The sequence below is a fragment of the Vibrio sp. Vb2880 genome (assembly GCF_033337975.1).
GTDB classification, from domain to species: domain Bacteria; phylum Pseudomonadota; class Gammaproteobacteria; order Enterobacterales; family Vibrionaceae; genus Vibrio; species Vibrio alginolyticus.
Map to the genome: position 1 here is coordinate 108,955 of NZ_JAWORT010000006.1, position 25,568 is coordinate 134,522.

24 protein-coding genes are annotated in these 25,568 nt (G+C 35.8%); 22 read left to right on the forward strand and 2 right to left on the reverse strand.

Going from position 1 to position 25,568, the window contains the following annotated elements; genetic code table 11:
- The first annotated feature begins 102 nt into the window (after positions 1-102).
- From R7M92_RS08880 to R7M92_RS08945, 14 genes are read left to right on the forward strand one after another with little or no spacing between them, the layout of a single operon-like run.
- Positions 103-1,065, forward strand: a complete 963-nt coding sequence (locus R7M92_RS08880; RefSeq protein WP_318133168.1) for a Wzz/FepE/Etk N-terminal domain-containing protein — start codon at positions 103-105, stop codon at positions 1,063-1,065.
- A 52-nt stretch (positions 1,066-1,117) separates the two neighbouring features.
- Positions 1,118-2,185, forward strand: coding sequence for a dTDP-glucose 4,6-dehydratase (gene rfbB, locus R7M92_RS08885; RefSeq protein WP_318133170.1), 1,068 nt, complete (start codon positions 1,118-1,120; stop codon positions 2,183-2,185).
- A 2-nt stretch (positions 2,186-2,187) separates the two neighbouring features.
- The gene (gene rfbA, locus R7M92_RS08890; protein ID WP_237309235.1) at positions 2,188-3,075 is read left to right on the forward strand and encodes a glucose-1-phosphate thymidylyltransferase RfbA; all 888 of its coding nucleotides are present in this window, start codon (positions 2,188-2,190) and stop codon (positions 3,073-3,075) included.
- Between the two features lie 5 nt (positions 3,076-3,080).
- On the forward strand, positions 3,081-3,953 hold the full coding sequence (rfbD, locus tag R7M92_RS08895) for a dTDP-4-dehydrorhamnose reductase (RefSeq protein WP_318133173.1): 873 nt from the start codon (positions 3,081-3,083) through the stop codon (positions 3,951-3,953).
- The gene (gene rfbC / locus R7M92_RS08900) at positions 3,950-4,501 is read left to right on the forward strand and encodes a dTDP-4-dehydrorhamnose 3,5-epimerase (protein ID WP_318133175.1); all 552 of its coding nucleotides are present in this window, start codon (positions 3,950-3,952) and stop codon (positions 4,499-4,501) included. The genes rfbD and rfbC overlap by 4 nt, the downstream gene beginning before the upstream one ends.
- Before the next feature lie 28 nt (positions 4,502-4,529).
- Positions 4,530-5,102 carry an acyltransferase gene (locus tag R7M92_RS08905; protein WP_237309238.1) on the forward strand — a complete coding sequence of 191 codons (573 nt, stop codon included), beginning with the start codon at positions 4,530-4,532 and terminating at the stop codon, positions 5,100-5,102.
- Positions 5,089-6,216, forward strand: coding sequence for a dTDP-4-amino-4,6-dideoxygalactose transaminase (gene rffA, locus R7M92_RS08910; RefSeq protein WP_318133177.1), 1,128 nt, complete (start codon positions 5,089-5,091; stop codon positions 6,214-6,216). Before R7M92_RS08905 ends, rffA begins: the two co-directional genes overlap by 14 nt.
- A 1-nt stretch (position 6,217) precedes the next feature.
- Positions 6,218-7,729, forward strand: a complete 1,512-nt coding sequence (locus R7M92_RS08915) for an O10 family O-antigen flippase (protein WP_318133179.1) — start codon at positions 6,218-6,220, stop codon at positions 7,727-7,729.
- Positions 7,726-8,646, forward strand: coding sequence for a WavQ (locus R7M92_RS08920; protein ID WP_318133180.1), 921 nt, complete (start codon positions 7,726-7,728; stop codon positions 8,644-8,646). The genes R7M92_RS08915 and R7M92_RS08920 overlap by 4 nt, the downstream gene beginning before the upstream one ends.
- 7 nt (positions 8,647-8,653) lie before the next feature.
- Entirely contained in the window at positions 8,654-9,460 is an 807-nt protein-coding gene (locus R7M92_RS08925; RefSeq protein ID WP_318133182.1) for a hypothetical protein, read from the forward strand.
- The gene (locus tag R7M92_RS08930) at positions 9,460-10,413 is read left to right on the forward strand and encodes a D-glucuronyl C5-epimerase family protein (RefSeq protein WP_318133184.1); all 954 of its coding nucleotides are present in this window, start codon (positions 9,460-9,462) and stop codon (positions 10,411-10,413) included. The genes R7M92_RS08925 and R7M92_RS08930 overlap by 1 nt, the downstream gene beginning before the upstream one ends.
- Entirely contained in the window at positions 10,410-11,285 is an 876-nt protein-coding gene (locus R7M92_RS08935) for a glycosyltransferase family 2 protein (RefSeq protein WP_318133186.1), read from the forward strand. The genes R7M92_RS08930 and R7M92_RS08935 overlap by 4 nt, the downstream gene beginning before the upstream one ends.
- Before the next feature lie 3 nt (positions 11,286-11,288).
- Positions 11,289-12,455 (forward strand): hypothetical protein, encoded by a 1,167-nt coding sequence (locus R7M92_RS08940; protein WP_318133188.1) that lies wholly within the window; start codon positions 11,289-11,291, stop codon positions 12,453-12,455.
- Positions 12,456-12,460: 5 nt separating this feature from the next.
- Entirely contained in the window at positions 12,461-13,216 is a 756-nt protein-coding gene (locus R7M92_RS08945; protein WP_318133189.1) for a glycosyltransferase family 2 protein, read from the forward strand.
- A gap of 110 nt (positions 13,217-13,326) precedes the next feature.
- Here R7M92_RS08945 and R7M92_RS08950 read toward each other — a convergent pair whose 3' ends face one another.
- Both R7M92_RS08950 and R7M92_RS08955 read right to left on the reverse strand, forming a co-directional pair.
- A complete protein-coding gene (locus tag R7M92_RS08950; protein WP_005384832.1) occupies positions 13,327-14,334 on the reverse strand; it encodes a sugar transferase in 1,008 nt (335 codons plus the stop codon).
- Between the two features lie 239 nt (positions 14,335-14,573).
- Positions 14,574-15,890 carry an MBL fold metallo-hydrolase gene (locus R7M92_RS08955; RefSeq protein ID WP_213867430.1) on the reverse strand — a complete coding sequence of 439 codons (1,317 nt, stop codon included), beginning with the start codon at positions 15,888-15,890 and terminating at the stop codon, positions 14,574-14,576.
- Between the two features lie 1,146 nt (positions 15,891-17,036).
- Here R7M92_RS08955 and wecA point away from each other — a divergent pair.
- From wecA to R7M92_RS08995, 8 genes are read left to right on the forward strand one after another with little or no spacing between them, the layout of a single operon-like run.
- Positions 17,037-18,119, forward strand: a complete 1,083-nt coding sequence (gene wecA, locus R7M92_RS08960; RefSeq protein WP_318133193.1) for a UDP-N-acetylglucosamine--undecaprenyl-phosphate N-acetylglucosaminephosphotransferase — start codon at positions 17,037-17,039, stop codon at positions 18,117-18,119.
- Positions 18,120-18,123: 4 nt separating this feature from the next.
- Positions 18,124-19,137 carry a hypothetical protein gene (locus tag R7M92_RS08965; RefSeq protein ID WP_318133194.1) on the forward strand — a complete coding sequence of 338 codons (1,014 nt, stop codon included), beginning with the start codon at positions 18,124-18,126 and terminating at the stop codon, positions 19,135-19,137.
- Complete coding sequence (locus tag R7M92_RS08970) at positions 19,131-20,330, forward strand: lipopolysaccharide biosynthesis protein (RefSeq protein ID WP_213986779.1); 1,200 nt, start codon at positions 19,131-19,133, stop codon at positions 20,328-20,330. Before R7M92_RS08965 ends, R7M92_RS08970 begins: the two co-directional genes overlap by 7 nt.
- 54 nt (positions 20,331-20,384) lie before the next feature.
- The gene (locus R7M92_RS08975) at positions 20,385-21,551 is read left to right on the forward strand and encodes a hypothetical protein (protein WP_318133197.1); all 1,167 of its coding nucleotides are present in this window, start codon (positions 20,385-20,387) and stop codon (positions 21,549-21,551) included.
- Positions 21,529-22,575, forward strand: coding sequence for an acyltransferase family protein (locus R7M92_RS08980; RefSeq protein ID WP_250157641.1), 1,047 nt, complete (start codon positions 21,529-21,531; stop codon positions 22,573-22,575). Before R7M92_RS08975 ends, R7M92_RS08980 begins: the two co-directional genes overlap by 23 nt.
- Positions 22,544-23,671, forward strand: a complete 1,128-nt coding sequence (locus R7M92_RS08985; RefSeq protein ID WP_182015979.1) for a glycosyltransferase — start codon at positions 22,544-22,546, stop codon at positions 23,669-23,671. The genes R7M92_RS08980 and R7M92_RS08985 overlap by 32 nt, the downstream gene beginning before the upstream one ends.
- Positions 23,659-24,564: an ATP-grasp fold amidoligase family protein gene (locus R7M92_RS08990; RefSeq protein WP_182015978.1), complete on the forward strand. Its 906-nt coding sequence runs from the start codon at positions 23,659-23,661 to the stop codon at positions 24,562-24,564. Before R7M92_RS08985 ends, R7M92_RS08990 begins: the two co-directional genes overlap by 13 nt.
- The gene (locus tag R7M92_RS08995; protein ID WP_318133201.1) at positions 24,561-25,568 is read left to right on the forward strand and encodes an NAD-dependent epimerase; all 1,008 of its coding nucleotides are present in this window, start codon (positions 24,561-24,563) and stop codon (positions 25,566-25,568) included. The genes R7M92_RS08990 and R7M92_RS08995 overlap by 4 nt, the downstream gene beginning before the upstream one ends.

Genomic DNA, 25,568 nt, shown 5'->3' on the forward strand with positions numbered 1-25,568 from the left:
GCACTGGTAAGTAGGGTGTTGGTTTTATGAGAAAATATCTTAACAAAAACAACATCATTATTGTAATTAACGTAGTTTGGAGCAGTCTTGAATTGAAAAACGATGAATGATTTAGATAATGCCAACATGATGGAAATTCCATCAATACAGGCTTTGGATGACAAGGTTAGCTTAAAAGAATTGCTTTACGTAATTTGGCAAGGTAAATGGATTCTTATAAGTAGTACAATCATATTTGCAATTGCTTCAATTATATTTGCAATCAAGCAACCTGATATCTACAAAGCTGATGCTCTTTTAGCACCTTCTTATTCTCCAAGTTCAGGTGGCTTAGCAAATATGGCAAGTCAACTGGGAGGCTTAGCGGCTCTCGCTGGTGTCAATATAGGTGGTTCGGAAAAAAGTCAGACTGAGTTAGCTGTACAGGTAATTAAATCTCGTCAGTTTGTTGAGTCTTTTATTACACAACATGATTTGTTAGTTCCACTAATGGCTGTAAACAATTGGGATATGAAAGATGACAGGCTTATCATTGATTCCGACATATATTCTGAAGTTACAGGTGAATGGCTTAGAGAGGCAAAAGGACTAAGGGGAAGGAAGCCTACCTTACAAGAAGCTTACGAAGTGTTCGTGAAAGAGGTATTTAATATTGAACAAGATAAAGATAGTGGCCTCTACTCTATATCAGTCAACTATTACTCACCTTTCATCGCAAAGGACTGGGTTACTTGGTTAATTAAAGATATAAATCGAAACATGAGAGAGAGGGCAATCTCTGATACAAAGAAAAACTTACAATATTTACATGCTCAATTAGATAAAACATCGCTAGCAACTATGCAAGGTACGTTTTATAAGCTTATAGAAGAGCAAACGAAAAGTTTAATGTTAGCAGAAGCACAAGAAGAATTCGTGTTTAAAATTGTCGACCCTGCAGTAACACCGGAAGTTAAGTCGAAGCCTAAACGTGTATTAATATGTATTATAGGAACTTTCTTAGGGGCTTCTTTTGGTTTAGCTATAATTCTATTAAATTTTTCGTTTAGAAGACATTTTAATTAGTGAAAGCATAAGCTAAGACTATCGACATTAGAAAATTAAAAGGTTAACAATAATGAAAATATTGATTACTGGTGGTTCGGGCTTTATTGGTAGTGCCGTTGTAAGATTTATTTTGGGTAACACAAATGATAGTGTTGTTAATTTAGACTGTTTAACATATGCCGGGAATGAAGAGTCAATTCCGGAGTCGAACTTACATGTAGACCGCTATGATTTTAGACAAGTAAATATTTGTGACATTGAATTAGTTCGGAAAGTTTTATTGGAAACAAAACCTGATGCGATTATGCATCTCGCGGCTGAGTCTCATGTGGATCGTTCTATAGATCGACCAAGTGATTTTATCCAAACTAACTTGGTTGGGACATTCAACATGTTAGAAGCGGCCCGTGAATATTGGGTCAGCCTTCCTGAAGAAAGAAAAAGTAATTTTCGATTCCACCATATCTCTACTGATGAAGTGTATGGTGATCTTGAGGGAACAAGTGACTTATTTACAGAAAACACTTCTTATAAGCCAAGTAGTCCTTACTCTGCTAGTAAAGCGGGTTCAGATCATCTCGTAAGAGCTTGGGGAAGAACTTATGGTTTACCGATACTTGTAACGAACTGTTCTAACAATTACGGACCTTACCATTTCCCGGAAAAATTAATACCTCATATGATCCTAAATGCTCTCGATGGAAAGGCATTGCCAGTATACGGTGATGGAAATCAGGTTCGAGATTGGTTGTTTGTTGAAGATCATGCTCGCGCTCTTTACACAGTAGTGATCGAAGGAAAAATTGGGGAAACTTATAATATTGGTGGTCACAACGAAAAGAAAAATATCGAAGTGGTAAAGAGCATATGTGAGTTATTGGATGAATTAGCTCCAAACAAACCAAAAGGTATTACGAAATATCAGGACTTAATTACATATGTGAAAGATCGGCCGGGTCACGATGTTCGTTATGCTATCGATGCATCGAAAATCGAAAGAGAGCTCGGGTGGAGACCTGAAGAAAGCTTTGAGAGCGGAATTAGGAAAACAGTGGAATGGTACCTGAATAACCAGCATTGGTGGCAAAGAGTATTATCGGGCGACTATAAGCTAGCTCGTTTTGGAAAGGGAGAGTAAATGTGAAAGGCATCGTTCTCGCAGGAGGTTCTGGTACAAGGCTTTACCCTTTGACTCGTGGAGCCTCTAAGCAAATGCTACCTATTTACGATAAGCCAATGGTTTATTACCCGGTATCAACGTTGATGTTAGCTGGAATCAAAGATATCCTCATCATTACTACACCTGAAGATCAAGCTGGATTTGTTCGTTTGCTGGGTGACGGTTCGGATTACGGTGTCAACATTGAGTATGCAGTGCAACCGACGCCCGACGGCTTAGCCCAAGCCTTTATTATCGGGGAAGATTTCATTGGTGATGACTCCGTCTGCTTGGTTTTGGGTGACAACATCTTCTATGGTCAATCATTTTCTACAACGTTAAAGAATGCGGCAGAAAGAAAACACGGAGCGACGGTCTTTGGTTACAGAGTAAAAGATCCAGAGCGTTTTGGTGTTGTCGAATTTGACGATAATCACAAGGCTGTGTCCATCGAAGAAAAACCAAAGGAGCCTAAATCAGACTACGCCGTAACTGGATTGTATTTCTATGATAATAGAGTTGTAGATTGGGCTAAAAAAGTAAAGCCTTCAGAGCGAGGTGAACTTGAGATAACTTCTCTGAATCAGATGTATCTAGAAGACGGTAGCTTAAACGTAGAGCTGTTGGGACGTGGCTTTGCATGGCTTGACACAGGTACACATGAAAGTCTGCATGAAGCGTCATCATTTGTCCAAACAATTGAGAACGTGCAGGGATTAAAGGTTGCATGCTTGGAAGAAATAGCTTGGAGAAATGGTTGGTTGTCGGATGAAAAGATGCTAGAGCTTGCCAAGCCGATGATGAAGAATGAGTATGGGCAGTATCTGTGTCGCTTGGTTCAAGGTGAGCGTAAAAGGGGCTCGCAATGAGGGTAATGATAGTTGGTGCGAAAGGTCAGGTTGGCCAATGTTTGTCAAGGGCGCTGAAAAACAGAAAAGAAGTAGAGGTATTTGAGTACGATAAGGAGCTTCTTGACATCTCCGACTTTCGTTTAGTTGATGAAACAGTTCGAGAGGTTTCACCAAATGTAATATTCAATACTGCTGCTTATACCGCTGTAGATAAAGCGGAAAGGGAAGCCGATCTTTGTTACAAAATTAATGCTGATGGTCCTAAGAATCTAGCTATTGCTTCAGAGCGATATAATAGTCTATTACTCCATATCTCGACTGATTATGTGTTTGATGGTGATAAAGTAACGCCTTATTTGGAGAGTGATACCCCAAATCCTCAATCAATTTATGGGAAAAGTAAATTGGCAGGTGAGGAAGCTGTAAGAGCGTATTGTAAAAAATATATAATATTGCGAACAGCATGGGTGTTTAGTGAATACGGCAGAAACTTTGTCAGAACAATGTTGGAGTTAACCACAATTCGTAATGACTTGAATATTGTCGGTGACCAATATGGCGGGCCTACTTATGCAGGTGATATTGCAGATGCGTTGATAAAACTGATGAGTAAGAGTGATGAGTTTAATGAAGAAATGAGCGGCATATATCATTTCTCAGGTGAGCCTCATGTGAGTTGGTATGACTTTGCTAATGAAATATTTGCAAGAGCATATCAGGAGCAATTAATTACAGCCTTGCCTCATGTTTCGAATATTACAACTGCACAATACCCTACGCCAGCTAAGCGGCCCCTTAATTCTATGCTTGATTGCGGTAGAATTTTTAAGGACTTTAGCATTAAAGTTAGTGATTGGCGTTCAGCGTTAACAAACTTAAAAGACTACAAAAAATGAAAGTCATTAAGACATCCATACCTGATGTGAAAATTATTGAGCCTGAAGTTTTTGGTGATGAACGCGGCTTTTTTATGGAAACTTGGCAACAAGAGAAGTTTGAAAAAGAAGTCACACATCAAAAAACAGAGTTTGTACAAGACAATCATTCTAAGTCCAAGAAAGGGATATTAAGAGGTTTGCATCTTCAAACCGAAAACACACAAGGCAAGCTTGTTCGAGTAATCTCTGGTGAAGTGTTTGATGTCGCCGTGGATCTGAGAAGAGGTTCTGATACATTTGGTGAGTGGGTTGGAGTATACCTCTCTGAAGCAAACAAGTGCCAACTGTGGATTCCAGAAGGCTTTGCTCATGGCTTTTATGTGACGAGTGATGTGGCTGAGTTTGTATATAAGTGTACGGATTATTACAACCCTAAATCTGAGGTTACAATCGCTTGGGATGATGAAACATTAGATATAGATTGGCCCATTTCATCCGCTCCTATATTATCCAGTAAGGATACTGTGGGATTGAATTTAGATGAGTACAAGAAACTATACAAGTAAAGATATGTAATTCAAAAAGGATAATGTAATGGCATACTTAAACGAAGAGCAACTCAATAAGTTGGGTTTTAAAAAGATTGGAAAGAATGTAAAGATCAGTGACAAAGCTTCTATATATAACCCAGAGTTAATTGAAATAGGTGACTTTTCTAGAGTTGATGATTTTTGTGTCTTATCTGGAAAGATTACAATGGGAAGAAATGTGCACATTGCACCTCACTGTCTTGTTGCTGGAGGGGAACCTGGTGTTGAACTAGATGACTTTTCCGGCTTGGCTTATTTTGTCCAGGTTTTTAGTCAATCGGATGACTACTCTGGTGAAACGATGACCAATCCAACAGTGCCAAGTATATATCGTAAAGAAATTAAAAAGAAAACAAGTATTGGTAAGCATTCAATTGTTGGAGCTGGCTCTGTTGTTCTACCGGGTGTCAGGCTTTCTGAGGGAACTTCGGTTGGTGCAAAGAGCTTAGTTAGAAAATCTACCGAAGAATGGTCTATTTACTTGGGCAATCCCGCAAAAAGGTTGAAAGCAAGAAGTCGGAATCTTATCGAATTAGAGAAAAAGTTTTTGGAAGAAGAAAGAAATGATACCATTTAACAAACCGCCTATTACTGGAAAAGAGTTACATTATATTGACCAGGCCATGAAAAGCCAAAAATTATGTGGAGATGGTTACTTTGGGCTAGATTGTCAGAAATGGTTTGAAAAAAAGCTTTCAGCAAAAAAAACTCTTTTTACTCCTTCTTGCACTCATGCTTTAGAGTTGGCCGCATTGCTAGTAAATATTAAAGAGGGTGATGAGGTTATTGTTCCAAGCTATACATTTGTTAGTAGTGCTAATCCATTCGTTCTTAGAGGAGCCAAAATTGTTTTTGTTGATATTCGTCCGGACACTATGAATATAGATGAGAACCTGATCGAAGCGGCAATTACGAGTAAAACAAAGGCTATAGTACCAGTTCATTATGCAGGTGTAGCTTGTGAAATGGACACAATTATGGAGCTAGCAGAAAAATATAATCTTTTTGTCATTGAAGATGCCGCGCAAGGAGTTAACTCTTTCTACAAAAACAAACCTTTAGGAACAATTGGTCATTTAGGTGCATTTAGTTTTCATGAAACAAAAAATTATTCTAGTGGTGGTGAGGGCGGCCTCTTAGTTATTAATGATGAACGCTTCAAAGAAAGAGCGGAGATTATACGAGAAAAAGGGACGAATCGTAGTCAATTTTTTAGAGGCATGGTTGATAAATATAGTTGGGTCGATCTTGGTAGTAGTTTCCTCCCTTCAGAGATCCAAGCAGCTTATCTGCGTGCACAGCTAGACTACTTTGAAGCGATCAATGAAAGAAGGCTAACAATATGGAAAACGTATTACGATTCGTTAAGCGAACTTAAAAAAAATGGCTTAATTGAACTTCCATATGTACCTTCTTGTTGTATTCATAATGCGCATATGTTCTATATAAAACTAAAAGATATTAACGAGAGAACAAAATTAATTGAACATATGAAGGCAAATGGAATTATATCTGTGTTCCATTACATTCCATTACACAGCTCAGTTGCTGGGAAAAAATTCTCAAGATTTTCTGGCGATGATCTATATACGACAAGAGAGAGTGAGCGATTACTGAGATTGCCAATTTTCTATAACATGAAAGATGAAGAAATAGATATGGTAATTGAAACAATAAAAAGCTTCTACTGAAATGAATTTTACAACTATAGGTGCTGTGTACCTATCAAAAGTATATAGTGCGCTTATTGCTGTTCTACTAATACCTTTCGTTATAGATGAAGTCGGATACGAGGCCTACGGTTTAGTAGGCCTATTTACAGTGATACAAGCCTGTCTTAATATTTTAGATGTTGGAGTTAGTGGAGTATTAACCCGACAGTCGATTACGTCTAGAACCAGTAAGCACAAATACCAGGAATTCGTTAAGTTATTTAATAAAATTATTCGATTCTTTATTGTAATATCAATTTCTGTATCTGTTATAGGGATAGTGATAGCTAACCTATATGGAACAGAATGGCTGAAAACTGGTTTGGATGAAAGCAGTGTGGTTTTTTGTTTGTCATCCATGTTTTGTGTTTTCGCTATTAAGTACATTCAAGGCCCTTTTAAAAGCATTCTTCTATCAAGCGAAAAACACAAGCTAATATCTGCAATAAACTTTGTATATATAACATTATCTCAGCCGTTTGCATTGTTGATTATAAAAAATGTTAGTAATGATATTAGCTCGTACTTTATCGTTCAGATAGTAGCAGTGAGTGTGGCTAGCGTACTATTTGTCTATTTTGGGGAAATTTATAAGCGTAAAGTAATTGAGACGTTACCTGAATCTACTGAAGAAAATGAACCGAGTAATAGTTTAAAAGAAGTCCTATATTTCGCCGTTCAACTTTCTTTTTTATCTGTATTGTGGATCGCTGTAAATCAATCTGACAAGCTAGTATTAACAGCGACAATGGAGTTGAAAGAATATACATTTTATAGTGTTGCTTTTTCTGTAACAGCTCTTTTGACGGTATTAAGTGAGCCAGTAAGCCAATTACTTCAGCCGAGGCTCACTAGGTTGATAAATGAAGAAAAATATGATGAATACGGAAGTCTTTTTTATAAGTTTTTTCAAGTTATATCTGTAATTTCCATATCGTTAGCTTCTTTTATCTTCTTTCATGGAGAGAGGTTGCTATATATTTGGAGTGGGGATGTTTTCTTATCTGAAAAATCTTTTCAATATTTACCTTGGATTTTTGTTGGATCAACCTTTACGGTATTGTCTAATTTTTGCTTTCTGTTTAGATACAGTACTGGCCAGCTAGGAATGCATACAAAGGTATATGCGGCTTATAGTTTTCTAGTTATACCTTCTAACGTTATAATAGCAACATTGTACTTGGCCAATGGTATGGCTGTTTTTTATGCTGTGACATGTTCAACATTGTTTTTCATATGGAGTGGTTACAATTTTGTAAAGTACTTTTCGAATGGATATAAGTTTTTTACCCATACTCTAATACCCTCGATTTCTATTTCTGTTTTATATTTTTATATTTTCAGTGAGCTTATTTCTTTTCCAGAAAAGCGTTTTCTGCAGTTTTCTATTCTTACCATTCAAGGTGTGATATGTGTAATTCTGTTATTAACAGTCCAGTATCTTATGTCAAGAAAAGTGCATGTTAGGTTGAATTTGAGAGGTAGTAATTGAAAGTTTTTATATATGCACCTGATTACGATTGCAATAGTGGTGGTAGTGTAGTGTTGCACCGCCTGTGTCATCTGATAAATCAAGTTGAAGGACACGATGCATACTTGGTACCTAGGAAGGCAGAAAGGATTAAGTTCAATAGCAAGAAAGAGTTTGTATCAAGTGTTAAAAAGGCCCTATCGGTAACCATCAAAAGGTTTAGAAAGATTAAGGTTCATCCAGCCTGGCATACTCCTGTTTGTATGGCATCACAAGTCAAAGAAAGTAATGCTGTAGTTTTATACCCCGAGTTTACTTTTGGTAATCCTCTTAATGCAAAAAATGTTGTCAGATGGTTTCTACATCAACCTGGTCATTTTCATCGTGAATTTCAGTTTGGTGCTGGAGAGCTTTACTTTAAGTTTAACTCCGGGATTAAAGACTTCGAGTATTGCTACTCAACGACATCAAGTCATGAACTTAAAGTAATCTATTATCCCTTAGATATTTACAATACAAAAGGGGTTGAGGAGCGTACGATTGAGAGTCATATTGTCAGAAAGGGGTCTAAAAAAAATAAAGTTCATAAAGCTAACTCAGTTCCTATAGATGGTATGTCACATCATGAAGTCGCAGAAATCTTAAAGAAAAGTAAAAGGTTTGTATCCTATGATGATTACACCGCTTACTCTCTATTTGCTGTATTGTGTGGTTGTGAATCTGTAGTCGTTCCAAATAATAACATGACAAAGGAGCAATGGTACCCAAATGAAACTGATCGATATGGCTTGGCTTATGGCTTTGATGATTCAGAGTTAGAATGGGCAAGTAAAACTATGCATAAAGTCTTAGAGCATATTGAGCAAGAACACAGAAAATCTTTTGACAGCGTGCGTTCATTCCTGTGTGAAACTAAAAAGCACTTTAATCTGATTTAAAACAAATATGAATACATATAAACTCATCTTAATTGTTACCCATAATAAGGATCCACATTCGATCCCCACAATCAACAGCCTTAGACAGCTGGGAGTGCTTACTTGTAAGGAATACAAAACAGTTGTCTGGGTTAATGAGTCCGATCTGACTAATGTACAGTTAGAGGGGGTTGATGTTATTTTATCGGATATTAATGAGAGTTTAAGTTGTATCTATAATGAAATAATTCACAATAGGTATAAAGGTTATGAGAGCGTAACAATTTTTGATGATGATACTGATATAAGTGACTGGACCTTCTTTGAACATAAAAATGTCACTGGCCCTTATGTAATTGCTCCTACTGTAACCTACAACGGTGAAAAGGTTTATCCGATAAAAATTAATGATAATAGCATTATTGATAATGACGAGTATATCTCAGGAGTGAAATCAATAAACAGTGGGTTAACCATTAATAGAGAAGCTGTTGATATTTTGAAGAAGAAGTATGGATGTGTATTTGATTCAAGGTTTAGTTTTTATGGGGTTGATTTCTCTCTTTTTTATCGTTTAAATGAAAGTCGTGAAATAACAATAAATCAAATTGGTAATATTGAACACTCACTGTCAAGACTTGAATCTAGCTATGAAATAAATTCCTTTCGATGGAAACAGAAGATTTTTGAAAACATTTTGATGGTTAGAAACTATCCTAAGTATAATTCAAAAATCATTCTGGTTAAGGTTTTAGTGAAATTATTAATGAGCTTGAAGGTTTCCACAATTAAAGAGGCGTTAAAAGTGATGTTAAATAATAAGAGTTGTATGTAATGAACAAGATCTTTTTTTATATTAAGAAGCTATATAACGATATTTTTAATCCTCTTATATATGATTATGTGAAATTCAATAAGGAACTGAAAAAGTATTACTTCCTCAAGTATAATATCGACGATATGTTGGCCCATAGAAGTCAACGATTCCACTTTGACAATAAAGGCATCCCTGTAATTCCTCATTATGTGGATTCCAGTTCAGGAAATTCAATGCATTACTTTCCCATAGCTATTGGTCAAATGGCACTGGCATATCTACATCAGTATTGGGATGAACAAGATGAATCAGCTAAAGATAGATTTATCAATATTTCAGATTGGTTTGTGGAGAATCAAACAGAGGAAGGATTCTGGCTCGCTTATACTAACGTTGATAAATTCCATGTAAAGTCTCCTTGGAAATCAGCGATGGCTCAATCACGAGCGATCTCTGTTTTACTGAGGGCATATGATTTAACAGGAAAAGAAAAGTATCTTAATAGTGCTAAGCGTGCGTTTGATACTATGATAGATAGCGAGTCAGACATCAGTTGTATGTTGCCGGAGGGGCGATTTTATCTAGAATATCCAAGTATTAAGCCCCCGAAAGTGCTAAATGGTTTCATGTTTTCTATTTTTGGCATAATAGATTTTGCTTATTTTACTAATGATAAGCAAGCATACAAAGTATTAGACGAGTGTTTGGACTCTCTCTCTAATATTCTAGAAAAATATGATACAGGAAAGTGGACCACTTATGATTTAAATCATATTGAATATGAGGAACGCATTCGACCTTGTACGGTCCACTATCAATTTATACACGTAAATCAGCTTAAAGCATTATATTATATGACGGGTCGTAAAGAATTAATGGACACTGCGGTTGAATGGGAAAATTACTACAAAAATAAGTCTAATTTGATCTCAGTTTATTATAATAAATTTAGAGGCATCTTTAAGCTATGAGTTTGTTGACTGCAATCATACCTCATTATAACTCACTCGAATCATTGGATAATCTTTTATTGGATTTGACTTCAGTTGATGGAGTCAGTTCAATCGTAATTGATGACTCAAGTAATGATCAATCCAGTTTAAAAGCTTTAAAGCTCAAGTACAGCATGGTAAATTTCTTATCAAATGAAGGAGAAAATAGTGCTGGTACCTGTAGAAATATTGGTCTTAAAAACGTTAAATCTGATTGGGTTACGTTCATAGATGCAGATGATAAAGTAAATGTCATCGAATTAAAGAAAATTATCGATCAGCTTCAACAGTATCATATTTACGATATTTTATTTAGCTGTCCCTCCTCAGTAAAGATCGATGGTAACTCGAGTAACAGAACTATCGCCTATAGCTATCTTTATAAAAAAGCCAAGTTAGGTATCGATGATATTTTATATTGGTTTCATGTACCATGGTCTAAGATTTACAGAACCAGTTTTTTAAGAACTAATAATATTAGATTTTCAGAGACATTGGTGTCTAACGACGTGATTTTTTCTCTTACAGCCGGAGTTTTTTGCCAAAAATATAAGTTACTCAATGAAAATTTCTATACTGTTGTTGAGTCATCAACATCTCTTACTAGTGTTAAGACAAGGTCAAATGACAGAATTTTGACAAGAATAGATGTTCTTGAAGAGTACAACTCTATTTTAGATAGGCATAAGAAGAGCGCGTACAAAATCCCAAGATTTATATATATTGTAAAATTGCCGTTTGTAAGTGCTATGCAATACATCTTTGAAAAAGGTATTTTTGCACTATTTTCGGATTTTTCAGTTTATTACCTTTGTGATAAGTTCAAACGACTGGTTATTAAGGCAAAATAACAAGTGTCAACACTATTATTATTAATTCTATTTCGATTAAACTCTTCTGTAGATGCCTTGAATAGAATATTCGACCTACTAATTATGCTGTCATTTATAGTGGTCTTTTTTTTTGGAAAAGGCGAAGTAAAAGCACGTCACGCAGCATACTTGTTCCTCGTTTTTACAGTAATGTTTGCTTCTTTTTATACAGGCCTAATAGAAGGGCGATCTCTTGTTTCTCGAGATCTCTTTGAGTTTTTCAGGCCAATTCTTTACTTCTTTGTTTTTTCTGTTTTTTATTCCAATGAACCTACCCCACAATCAAAATTAAATAAGATATTGATACTCTATCTGTGTATACAGGCTTCCTTTATTATTTTACAAATTATATTTCCGGGATTAATGAAGAGTTCGGTGGTAAGTATCTTATATTCAGCCGAGAAAGTAAGTGGTGGTTTAGGTAGGGTCACTGGGTTATCTGGAAACCCAAATACTTTGGCAATCTGTTTGTCTTTAGTATATTTTTATTTCGTATCCCTGTATGTAAAGAAACGTAATCATATCATGATATCTGTGATTGCACTTTTGCACCTAATGATGTTAGTTGCGACAACTTCTAGGGGGGTTACCTTAATTGTCTTGATGCTATATGCACTAGTGGTTTTGTTTTATTACCCTATAATTTACAAGGCAATAGTTGTAGGGCTAGCGTTCTCCATTAGCGGTTTTATTCTATATTACTTGACGAGTAATCCCTACTTTAACCAATTGATTCAACATATAATATCTGGCGATATTCAAGCGATACCATCTGTATATAAACGAATGGAGCACTTCCAATTATTGATCGATATTATGCAGGAAAATTACTTATTCTCTATGGGAGCAAATAAGTCTTTAGCCAATGTGGGTGATAATGTTTATATCTTTTGGTTTTCACAATGGGGTGCAGTTGGTTTGTTATTCCATTTCATATTTGTTATTTGGCTTTTTTCTTTGCACTTTATTCATAGAAATATCTATTCTTTTACTCTATTGTTAGGGACAGTGTTACTTATTATTTCAGGTGTCGTATACGATACATTTTACAACATAATCTACATGCCAATACTGTTATTTTTTGCAGCGGCTTCTTATCAGAAATTTGAACGAACATTTAATATACCTAACACAGTAAGCCAGAAGTAACTACTATGGATAATCTCGTTTCTATAATAACACCACTTTATAACTCAGTAGAGTTTTTAGAGGACACTTATAAGTCGATAGTTTCTCAAACTTATTCAAATTGGGAATGGGTTGTTACCGATGATATGTCTACTGATGGTAGTTGGGAGTTGCTAAGATCACTAGCCGAAAAAGACTCAAGAATTGTTACTTTTAGAAATAATAAAAACCTAGGTGCAGGAGCGAGCCGGAATTTTGCTATAAAAAAAGCAAGAGGGCGATTTATTGCTTTTTTGGATTCTGACGACCTTTGGACAGAAGACAAACTCGCAGAGCAAATTCCATTCATGCTGGAGAATAACTACCCACTCACATACACTCACTACAGCCGTTTTACTAGTGAAGAAGAGCTGAGTGTTGTAACTGCTCCCGAATATACAACGTATAAAAAACTTATGTATAGTAATGTTATCGGGTGCCTGACCGCCGTTTATGATGCACAGGCACTCGGTAAGCGCTATATGCCTCTTATTCGTAAACGTCAGGATATGGGATTGTGGTTAGATATACTGAAAGATACTCCTAAAGCGTACTGTCTACCTAAGCCATTAGCAAAGTATCGGATGGATAGTGGTATGACAGCTAACAAATTTAGCGTTTTGTCATATCAATGGAAGTTCTACAGAGACGTAGTAGGCTTGAGCTTGCCAAGAAGCCTATTTACATTTTCTGTCTACGCCGTTAAAGGTACGATGAAACACCGAACTAAGCGCAAATCTTAGTTTCCTTAATCCTCGATAGAGCTTACAGAATATACACACAAAAAGAGCAGCGACCGTAAGGCGCTGCTCTTTTTTATACCTGTGATCCGTTCGATTAACTTCGCCGTGTTTTAGCGACCCATCCCAAATAACACCGTTTTGACTGTAAGGAAAAGAATCTTCACTTCCATCATCCAGTTTTGGTGTTTGATATAGTAGACATCGTATTTATGCTTCCAAATAGCGTCTTCTACCGATGCGCCGTAAGGATATTTTACTTGAGCTAGGCCAGTGACCCCAGGTTTAACGGCGTGACGAAAGCGATAGTAAGGAATGGCTTTTTCCAACTCAGAGATGAACACTTCACGTTCTGGGCGAGGGCCAACCATCGACATCTCTCCCTTTAGTACGTTGATTAACTGAGGGAGCTCATCAATGCGAGTTTTACGAATAAAACAGCCGACTTTCGTTACGCGGGCGTCATTTTTTGTTGCCCATTGGGCTCCGTTCTTTTCTGCATCGTTCCGCATCGAGCGAAACTTAATCACTTCAAACTCTTCATTATACTGGCCGGTACGACGCTGTTTAAAGAATACCGGACCTGGCGATTCAAGCTTAATGAGTAGTGCCGTAATAAGCCCTACTGGAATAGCAACCCATGACAGCATGAAAACAAACAACAGATCGATGAAGCGTTTTTGCCAGCTGTTCTTGCGATTAGAAAGGATAGAAAAAGCTTTTTGGTGTAAGAAGTAGCCGCTGTGCAAAAGCTCAGTTTCAGTATATCCGAGTGAACGGTCAAAATAGCTCACCAATGGCTCAACCCAAGCACCTAGCTCTGTCGCCGCGACAAGAAATGCTTGCTGTTCAGGATCTAGATGCGAGCTTTTGAAGTGGCAAAGCGTTTTGCTCTTGAAGTCTCTAAGAGCATAGTTATTAACCTGAGCGTTAATCTCAGGATGCCTCTTAAGCACTTGAGCAATTTTTGCTTCGTCTTCTTTTGGACAGTAGATATAAAGGCAAGCATTTGATTCACTTGCGGATAACTCGTCCAATGCTGATGTTATGCTGATAGAATTATGCTTAGTTAATTCAGAAGCTTCTCGTTCTTGAAGCGTGTCGCTCATACTGTCTGTCATAGGAATGGAATAAGTTGTTATCGACTAGCCAATTGCTTACAAGTCGGCGATTATAATTTATTTCGTATAGAAATTATATCCCTTAATCCAGAACATGCTCATAACTTTGTTAATTTTCTTGAACCTGAGTCCTTGTCTATGACTTGTTTTTGAATCTTAACGAAATTATATCAATGAATTCGAAAAACTATGTTTGCGATATATTATATTGCCTCGAAATTAAATGATTGTTCATTTCACTATATAACGCAGTTATATCCGAGGGTTATCAGTTGTTGATAAAGCGATCTTTTCGACGCTTGTTCACCATGAATAAGGTGAACTTCTTTCGGAGGAGTAGGAATACCAGAAACAAACTGTATTAAATCGTCCCTATCCGCATGTGCAGAGTAACCTGACATGGTATGTACTTGAGCCTCCACTCTAACGCGCCTTCCGTCAATCAGTATGTTCTCTTCTCCATCCTGAATTCGCCGACCTAACGTCCCTTCTGCTTGATAGCCTGCAAATAGCACATCATTTCTTTTATCTGGCAGCAATGCTTCTAAATAATTGACGACACGTCCACCTTCACACATACCAGAGGCCGCAACCACAATAGCAGCTTCTGTCGTGCTCGCGAGTCGATTGACGAGCTTTAAATGGTCAGTGTGGCTTTCGACGGTAATACATTGATCAAACGCAAGAGGGTGTCGGTGATGCTCGAGCCGCTCTTTCGCTTCAGCTCCCCAAAGCTTTTTAAATTGCCGATAGGTAGTAGTTACCTTTTTAGCCAAAGGAGAATCGAGAATAATAGGCAGAGAATCTTGCAAGGCGTGCTCATGAATAAGCTGTTCTATATCAAACAGTAACTCTTGAGTTCTCCCGACGCTAAAAGCAGGTATAACAATTACGCCACCATCCTGAAGTGCATGCTCAATAATAGAAAGCAATCGCCTACTGCGAGACTCAACATCTTCGTGAACTTTATTGCCGTATGTTGACTCGATAAACAAATAGTCAGCTTTTTCAGGCGATACCGGGTCAGGTAGGAGAGGCGTGTTACGAGGTCCCAAATCCCCTGAGAACACAACAACTTCATTGTTTGATAAATGAAACTCAACATATGCAGACCCTAAAATGTGTCCTGCTGGTTGAAAGCGAAGATAGGTATGTTCTTCTATCTCTATCCATTGGGAGTAAGAGCAAGGGCGAATAAGCGTTCGAATAAAATCGAGCAAGCTGTCCCTTTGATGGCGCCTCATGCCTAACTGGAGCTTTAATCCATCTTCTAACATAAGCGGTACGAGCTCAGCGGTGGCTTCCGTACAGTAGATAGGCCCCTTATAACCTGCAGCCAATAGCCAAGGTAGCCGACCAATATGATCGATATGAGAATGGGTTAGAACAACCGCTTTGAGATCAGAGATAGAAAAGTCGATATTCAAACTCTCCTGCTGAGCATTATCTTGACCTTGTAGCAAACCACAGTCGATCAGCACACTTCCATTTTGTAATACGAGCTCGTGACAAGAGCCAGTAACCGTATTTTTCCCACCGTGGTGCAGTACTTTCATAACGAAACGACGTCTTTTCCTTTGTTAACCCACGCTTACGAGTATTTGCTTTCATATATAGCGACACCTCGCGACGTAAAGACGGCTCAGTCAATCGCGCAATGAACAAGGTAAGCAGAAAGTGGTGAATAAGTGAGCGTATTGTAGGCAAGGATAATGAGAGTAAGAAAACAGCAAAACCGAAAGTTTAGAGAGACTTAGATATTCGTCATAAATTTGACTGTGTAGCATTGCAACCTGTTGTGATGCAATTCATATTATTGCAACTATTTTCACTTAGACTTCTGAGATTAACGCGCTAGCTATACAAACATCAGCTATGCCGGAAGGAGTTTAATAATTAGTAAGCCAACAAAAAAAGCGTCACGTTTATGGCGAGTTAAGTGTCAGAAAAAAGACATTTTTTTGCAAGCTTTTTACACGTTCTACTTTTAGTTGCAACGTGTTTACTATACAATTCGTCTCCTGTTTGGAAACGCAACCATTAAACACTACGTATAAAACTTGCTTCTAGGAGCCAGACCTAGGGGCGGTAGCGTGCCCAAATCATCTGTTAGTCTCTTTCCTAACAGAAGAGAGACCAAGCAAGATAATTTTTAATAATAATAAGCACCTAAGTGCATTTCTGGCAAGATTGATTTATAAAAAACGAGAACTATTACAAATTTATGTAATTCCCTTTTGTCAGAGGGACGCTCAAAGCTAACAAAGTGGCGAGCAAATGTTGGTTAGGCATAGGTTACAATTTAAATCTCCATTTCTCATACCTATCAAAACCAAATACTAGGTTTATAGAAGTACATAACTACCGGCCCAAACCGTTAGTTAGTGTATTCAGCTTTGTATTTGGCCTGCCTATAAAGGCTGAGAACCGATGACCGTCACGAGCTAGTGTCGGTGGAACTCAGTTACTTACATATTCAATATTAGAAATTAGCGTTTGCAATGCGTTACAACCCACGTTGGCTAATGTGGTTTTGTCACGCCAAAAAATCACCTGCTCATTCTTAGAGTTCGGCGTGTCTAGATACGAGCGAAGCAAGAATCAGCAGTATCGGACCTGTGATGCAATGGAATCCGTAAAGGGAATCAGTCGGATGCGTTATAGATTTACCTCAAACTTATTTAATAACACAGTTGGCTACCATGAATAATGCATATTTATTTGTATTTATTTTGTCGTTCGTTCTACTTTTTGTTATGCGCAAAGTTGCTAAGCGCGTAGGTCTAGTAGATAAACCCAATGCAAGAAAGCTCCACCAAGGAGTAGTACCCCTTGTAGGAGGCATCTCCATTTTCTCTACTATACTGGTCGGGTTCCTTCTGTTCCTACCAATGAATGACAACCTATCACTCTACTTATCTTGTTCGGCTGTGCTTATAGTGCTCGGCGCATTAGATGACTACTACGATGTAAGTTTCAAAATTCGTCTTATTATCCAAGCCGGAATATCCCTTGCGATGATTTACATCGGAGGCCACAGCTTACACGATTTAGGCTACTTAATGGGGAGCGAAACCATTGCCCTTAATGAAGTCGCTGGCGCAGTGATCACCGTTATTGCGGTAATAGGCGCAATTAACGCATTTAATATGGTTGATGGCATAGACGGCTTGCTGGGCGGGTTAGCCTCGGTCACCTTTACAGCATTAGGTATTGTGTTTGCCTACAACGGAAACGAATATTTAGCCACGATCTGTTTAATGATCGTGACTGCGATGCTTCCTTACATCTTCATGAACTTAGGTTTCCCACTTGGTCGTCGCTTTAAAATCTTTATGGGTGATGCTGGCAGTATGTTTATCGGCTTTACAGTGGTCTGGATGCTGATTCGCGGCACGCAAGAACCAGGAGCGGTAGCCTTCAAGCCAGTCACAGCACTGTGGTTAATAGCTTTACCGTTGATGGACATGGCAACCATTATGATCCGTCGTATTCGTAAAGGTCAGTCACCATTCCAACCAGACAGAGAACATCTACACCATATTTGTCAGCGTATTGGGCTTTCTCCAGGTGCAACGTTAATTTTCATCTGTTCGATGGCATCAATTTGTGCCGCTATCGGTTTGTGGGCTGATTTTGTTGGAATGAAAGAGTCTGTGATGTTTTTTGCATTCATTGTTTTATTCTTAGTTTACTTTTGGCTTATTAGTCATATATGGAAAGTTACAGCAGTAATAAAAAGTATATTTAATAAAGAGAGCAAACAAGAAGTTCTTCAAAAATAACCAAATGAGTCAAATTTTTAAAATGAAAATTAAAGTATTACATCATAAAGAATATTTTGGGCAAAGAATACCAACTTTTAAATCGATTGATCTAGAGTTGTTTGTCAACCACATTAAGAGCTTTGGCTATGATGTGGATCTATTGGATTTTGAGTCTTTACAGTTTGAGATAAATAATAGTGATAGTTCTTTATATGTCTGTGGAAGTCATCAAAACCTTGATGTGAAAAAGTATTTAGATGACGTCCTTTCATTACCCGTATTTAATAACGCAGTTATACCTGATAGAGATTTAATTAAGTGCCATGAAAATAAAGGCTATCAGGGCCTTTACGCAAAGCAAAAAGATCTTCCTTTTATTGAGCAGAGTTACTACATTGAACCTAGAAATATAAGCGAAAGAAAAGTGCTTAAGCTTGTCAATGGAGCCGGAAGTGGAGGGGTAACACTAGTTAGTAAAACGGAAGAGCTAAATAGTTTTATTCGTAAGTCTATATTATCAAGAGTCGGAATAAAAAGAGTTGCCTATTACTTACGAGCATTTTTAAAATCAAAATTAAAAAGAACAAACATTAATGAATTAGCTCTGGAATACTATAAAGTAAAGGAACCATATGTTCTTCAAAACTTTGTTGATGAATTAACATGTGATTATAAAGTTCTTGTATTTAACAAAAAATGCTTTGTATTAAAAAGAAATACAAGGACGAACGACTTTAGAGCAAGTGGTAGTGGGAAATTTGAATTTGTAAAACCAGAAGAAGAACTTTTGAATTTTGCTTTGGAGTTTAGAACTAAACTCGCAACTCCTTATGTTTCAATTGATATAATTAAGACAAAAGAGGGATACAAGTGTATTGAGTTCCAATGCGCACACTTTGGTCCTTATACACAAATCAATGCTCAGTATTATTATGAAAAAATAGAAAATCAATGGTTAGAGAATAAGAACAATACTGTTTTAGAAGAATTGCTAGCTGAAAGCTTAGTATTATTTATTGAGAATGAAAAGTGTTAAAAAAGCTTGTTGGGATGTCTGGTGCTCTGGCCTTAGCTCAGATTGTAAACTTCATTGCGATTTCATATGGATCTAAGTTATTTGGAGCGGAAGAGTTCGGTAAGTATAGTTATGTAAATAGTTTGTCACTCGCGATCTCAGTTCTATTTTACCTTAAATCTGACAGTGTTATTTTATTAGAAGCTAAAGAAAATATATCAAAAACATTTTACCATATTAATAGGTACTCTACATTACTACTATTTTTACTCTTATTTTTTATTGCGTTCACAAGTCTCGTTTATCATGATAAAGAGTTGATACTCTTGACTTTGGCTGGTGTCATTTTAGCCTATTTTAATGCTAAGTTCATATTGTTTGGGTCAGCTCTAATAAAAGAAGATAAGACGTCAAAGTATGGTATAACTGCTGTCATCAGGCCTTTTCTCATGTTGACAGGGCAATGTATTATTAATTCCATCCCTAAAGCAATGTATCCAATGGTAATAATCAGAATATTATCTGAAATTATTGCATCAACTTTTAGAAGAAGAAAAGAAAAGACTGATAATTATGAAAAAACAAAAATTAAGAGTTTTGTCTTAAGTAAAAAAGAGTACTTTATATATGGTACAGTTGCAAGTTTATTAAACTCGATATCTCAACAAGTCCCTATGGTACTGCTTCCTTTAAAATATGGATATGAATCATTAGCTTATTTTTCGCTAGCTTTTTCTCTAACTCTAGCGCCAATGACTCTAATCTTTTCACCTCTACGTAATCTCCTACTAAAAAAAATATCTATAATAGAAGATAAGTTTTTATTTGTTAGTCGATATTCTTTAATTCTCTTAGTGCCAACAATTGCTTTGGTTATTATATTTAATCTCTGTTCGGAATTCGTTGTTAATTTAGTGTGGGGAGAAGAATGGAAGGATACGGCATACTATATGGGTATGATAATTTTCTGGGTAAGTTCTGGATTGTTTAGTTCCCCTGCATATTGCTATTTAATTTCCTCTGCTAAACAAAGAAAGTTAATCTCTATAGAAAACATATTCTTGATTATAAAGTTAGTTTTTTTGTTGTTGGTTTTTCTAATCAATATTGATTTAAGAGATGTGATATTAGTTTTTGTAATACTAGGTTTTTTATACAATGTTTCTGTTGTTTATTATTCATTTAGGTTGTTAAAAAAACAAAATGATTATTAATTTAAATTTTTAATTCAGTAGATAGGTTAAGGATTGTGAAGTTGTTAAGAGTCAATGATGAATAGAGTTAATGTAGTTGATAAAAAATTTAAACTGTTTTTTTTCTTTGCGTGTTTGTTTTTTACTTTGAGAAGTTATTACTTTTATAGTATATCATTAGCTCCTGGACCTGTAATAGCTGCGGCTATTTTATTATTTTTATTTTTTATTTGTAATCCAGTATTAACTAAAGCTGACCTTAGATTCATTTCAATATTAGTGCTTATTTTCGCTCTTTCTTCTTTGGGTGCATTAGTGTCTGATAAGCCTTATATTAACTCTGTTATTGGTCTAGTTATCAATGTGATAATATTTTTATCAATTATTTCTCTTAAAGATAAAATAAAATCCTCTTTAAATGTTCTTAATTACCTTTTTCTAATTCATGCTCTATTTTTTTTAATACAACTTTTAGCTTATTATTTATTTAACGAAAAAATAGATTTCTTACAGCCGATTACTGGTGAAGTTCAACGAGTTTCTGGGTTCGAAAGAATTGAAGATCACGGTGGTGTTGCTGTTTTTAGGCCTTCTGGTTTATTTAGTGAGCCTAGTTCTTATTGTGCATTTATGATTACATTACTGTGGATATCAAAAAAGTCCAGCTTTCTAAATAGCAAAATTGAAGCATTAGTACTATTCACGATTTTTATTTCATTTTCGATATCAGGGATTGTTTTTTCAATATGTTATATATTTTTGACCAACATTAGTAATCTTACATTTAAAAAGATTTTATCTATAATCATCATGTCTTCAATTTTTCTTTTCCTGATGCAGGATCAAATAATATCTTATTATAATTATAGGATTTTAAATTTAGATTCAGATAACTCAACAGGAGAGAGAATGTTGATGTTTACTATTTTCTATGATTTAGATTTAATTTATCAATTATTTGGTTCAGGTGTGGGTAATGATATAATAGATATACCATTGACTACCATTCCATCTCTTCTGGTTTATTTAGGTATAATTGGAACACTGATTTTTATTATATATATATCTGTATTGTTCATACATTACAAAGTGTCTATAGATTCGACCATATTTTTAATAGTAATTTCATTTAACTTCTATAAGATTTCTAATCCTTATGTATGGTTTATTCTTGCAATGTTGTTAATAGTATCAAATAAGGATGATTACCTTGGCTCAGATGAAAAGAAATGTAACACTTGATTTTTTGAGAATATGTGCATGCTTTATGGTGATTTTTTATCACTATTTTTTTTATGGACCTAAATTAGGTGAGATTTATAGCGATTTTTCGTATGACTATATGTTTTCTTATGGATATTTAGGAATCGATGTTTTCTTTATAATAAGCGGATTTGTAATATATAACTCACTACGTACGAGGGATGTGTGGGGTTTTTTTAAAGCTAGAGTTATGAGGCTTTATCCGACGTATTGGATTTGTTTGTCCATATCAATAATAGTCATTTACTTCCTAAGTGACAGCACACTAACAAGTAAACAAATATTAATTAATTTTTCAATGCTTCAGAGCTTTGTCAATGTAAAAAGTATAGATGGTGTTTATTGGACTTTAGCTATAGAAATTACATTTTATGTTTTGATATCTTTATGTTTCTTTTTGTTTAAAGGCAAGATATTCACTGCGTTAGTTTATTTCTGGTTGTTCAGCTCATTTCTTTCATTAATGGGGTATTTTGACTTTGGTTTTTTTGAAAGTGTTTTTCTTTTAAATTGGATCCCTTATTTTTTATTTGGTCTTTGTATTAGCATCTTAAATAGTAATGATAAAAAATCAAAGATTTTCATCTTATTATCTTTTGCTAGCTTTACTCTTTTAATGTATCGAACTTATATTAGAAGTGAGACTTTAGCTAATTATAATGATTTCAATATTAACCCATTATATGCAATTCTTATCCTTACGTTAATTATTGTATTTTTTATTAAGTTTTTGAATTTTGAAACTTCAAAAGGGATGATTGAAAATATAATAATAACTTTAGCAGCTGGAACTTATCCTCTATACCTTCTGCATCAAGAAATCGGTTATGCGGTTTTTTCAAAATTTGCTTTTATGGATAATTTAATTGGAAAAGTGATTTTTATTATTTTTCTAATTGCAGTTTCTTGTATTTATATTCCTAAGTTGGAATTGTTCTTGAGAACGGAATTGGTTAAGTTGGTAAGAGGATATGAAAAATATAATATTTATAAACAATCTTAGTCATGGTGGCGCTGAGAGAGTTGTTTCAAGATTGTTCAAAAACGAAGCTATCAGAACGGTAACATCATTATGGGTTTTAAATAATAATGAGTTCTATGAAAATAAATCTTTAAATAAAGTTAGCTTTAATTCTAAATTTCCCATTATTTCTATTTTGAAATCTATTTGTAAGCTTGTTTTTTTGCCGGATGATTATGTGGTTCAATCTCATTTAAATAATCCAAATTTAACTTGCGGTTTGGCAAAGATTTTTGGTGCTAACTTTACTTTTCAATCTGTACATTGTTTTAGTTATAGCAGTTTTTATAATAGCAAGTCCAATATAACGAAGTTTGTTCATAGAACATTAATGAGTATGGCCTTGAAGCAGGCAAATGTGCATATATTTAAATCAAAGGAAATGTTATCTGACTTTAATGATGTTTTTGGATGGACACCTGAAAATCATAGGGTCATATATAATCCATACAATATCGACGAGATTAAAGAATTAGCCCAAGAAATAATTGACGAACCCGTGGACGATAACCGATATCACATAGCAATTGTTGGTCGTTTGAACCCATCTAAGCGACCATACGATGTAATTAAAATCGCTGAAAGTTTTCAAGATAATTGTCATTTTCATTTTTTCGGAAACGGTTCTTTAAAAAATGAACTACAGGAATATGTTAGACACAAGGAATTGAAGAACATTACTTTCCATGACATGGTTGAAAACCCATTTAAGTATATAAATAAATTTGGATTCTACCTATCTTGCTCTGAGGCTGAAGGATTCCCGAATGCTCTTATCGAATCGATGATATCTAAAGCTATCCCTATTCACAGTGATTGTAAAACTGGACCTAAAGAAATCCTTTGTGATGACTTTCTTAACTACTCTGCTTCGAAAGGTGAGTTTTCTCATGAGAAGCGCGGCATATTGTTTCCTGTGGGTGATATCGAAGCGGCTTGTAAAGCAATAAGTTATGCAATCGAAAACCAATATATCCTTAGCTCTGAGTTTGAAAATAATAGTAAAGGATTTATTGACAGCATTAGTCATCAAGAGATAACTAGTAAATATGCGGAAGTACTAGAATGTCATCACTAAAAAAACAATTAAAGAATATAATAAGAGATAGTTTAAGATTAATACTTACACCTAGTGTATATAATAAATTCAGATTTATTATCGTTCATCGTTATTATCCAAGCTTTGTAAACCCTAGTACATTTTCAGAAAAAGTATTTGCTCGAAAGTTAGATTCACAATCATTAAGCTTCTCTCGTTATGTTGATAAGTATACTGTGAGAAAATATGTCGAAGATACTATTGGTAAAGAACATTTAATTCCTTTAATTGCTAAAACAACTCATGTAACGCCTGATTTCTTTCATAAAGCACCTGATAAGTTTGTTATCAAAACGAGTAATGGAGGTGGTGGTGAGAATGTTAAAGTAGTACTTGATAAGTCAAAATTAACAGATTTAAATGCACTATCAGCACAATTCAATCGTTACCTAAAAGTAAAAATAGGACAAAAGATTGATGAAAATTTCTATGATCTTGAAACGCCTCAAGTACTCATGGAAGAGTTATTAATGCATAAAGATGGTTCTCTGCCATCCGATTATAAATTGCATATTTTTCAAGGGGACGATAGTAACCAGGAAAAAGTAATAATTCAGGTCGATAGTGACCGATTTAGTAATCATAAGAGATCACTGTATTCCGAGCATTTAGAAAAGTTAGATTTTGCTATACAGCCCAAGTATGAATCAGTTGATGATTCCTACGAGTTTCCAATTAATATGCCTGACGTGGTTTCACTAGCAAAAAAATTAGCGAAACCTTTTAAATACGTTCGAGTTGATATGTATAACGTCGATGGAAAGGTTTATTTTGGAGAACTAACGTTTTGTCATGGTAGTGGTTGGGAACCACTTTCAAGTAAAGATGCAGATGTCTTATTAGGTAGTTATTGGAAGGAATTTAATAAATGAAATATTTAGTAACTGGCGCAGCGGGTTTTATTGGCGCTAAAACCATTGAAGTACTTTTGAGTAAAGGTGCGAGTGTTGTTGGTGTAGATAATATTAATGACTACTATGATGTTAATCTTAAAGAAGCTCGACTACTGACGATCAATAATAGTGAGCGATTCGAATTTGTAAAGATGGATCTCTCGGATAGACAAGCTGTAGCTGATTTCTTCGCTAACAACCAGTTTGATTGTGTTATCCACTTAGCAGCTCAAGCTGGTGTGAGATACTCTATAGAAAACCCGATGGCCTATGCGGATTCTAACTTAGTTGGTCACCTAAACATCCTAGAGGGTTGCCGACATTCAAAAGTTAAGCATCTAGTTTACGCATCGTCATCTTCTATTTATGGCTTGAATCAAAAAACACCTTTTGAAACAAGTGATACGGTTGACCATCCAGTTTCTTTGTATGCAGCGACGAAGAAATCAAATGAGTTAATGGCACATTCATATTCTCACTTGTATGACTTACCGACCACTGGATTGCGGTTCTTCACCGTTTACGGTCCATGGGGTCGTCCTGACATGGCACCTTTTATTTTCACTAAGAAGATATTAGAGGGCGATACAATTGATATAAACAATAATGGCGATATGTGGCGAGACTTCACTTACATTGACGACATTGTTGAAGGTATTGTACGTATTTCTGAGGTTATCCCTCAAAGAAATGACGACTGGACCGTTGAATCCGGTACGCCTGCTTCTAGTTCAGCTCCATACTCTGTTTACAATATCGGTCACGGTAGTCCAGTTAACCTTATGGACTTCATCACGGAAATCGAATCTGCGCTTGGTATTGAAGCGAAAAAGAATTTCCGCGAGATGCAGCCTGGTGATGTGTATAAGACTTATGCTGATACTTCTGATTTATTCGAAGCGACTGGCTATAAACCTCAAGTTGGTCTTAAACAAGGCGTTCAAGCCTTAGTTGATTGGTATCGCGAGTTTTATAAGGTTTAG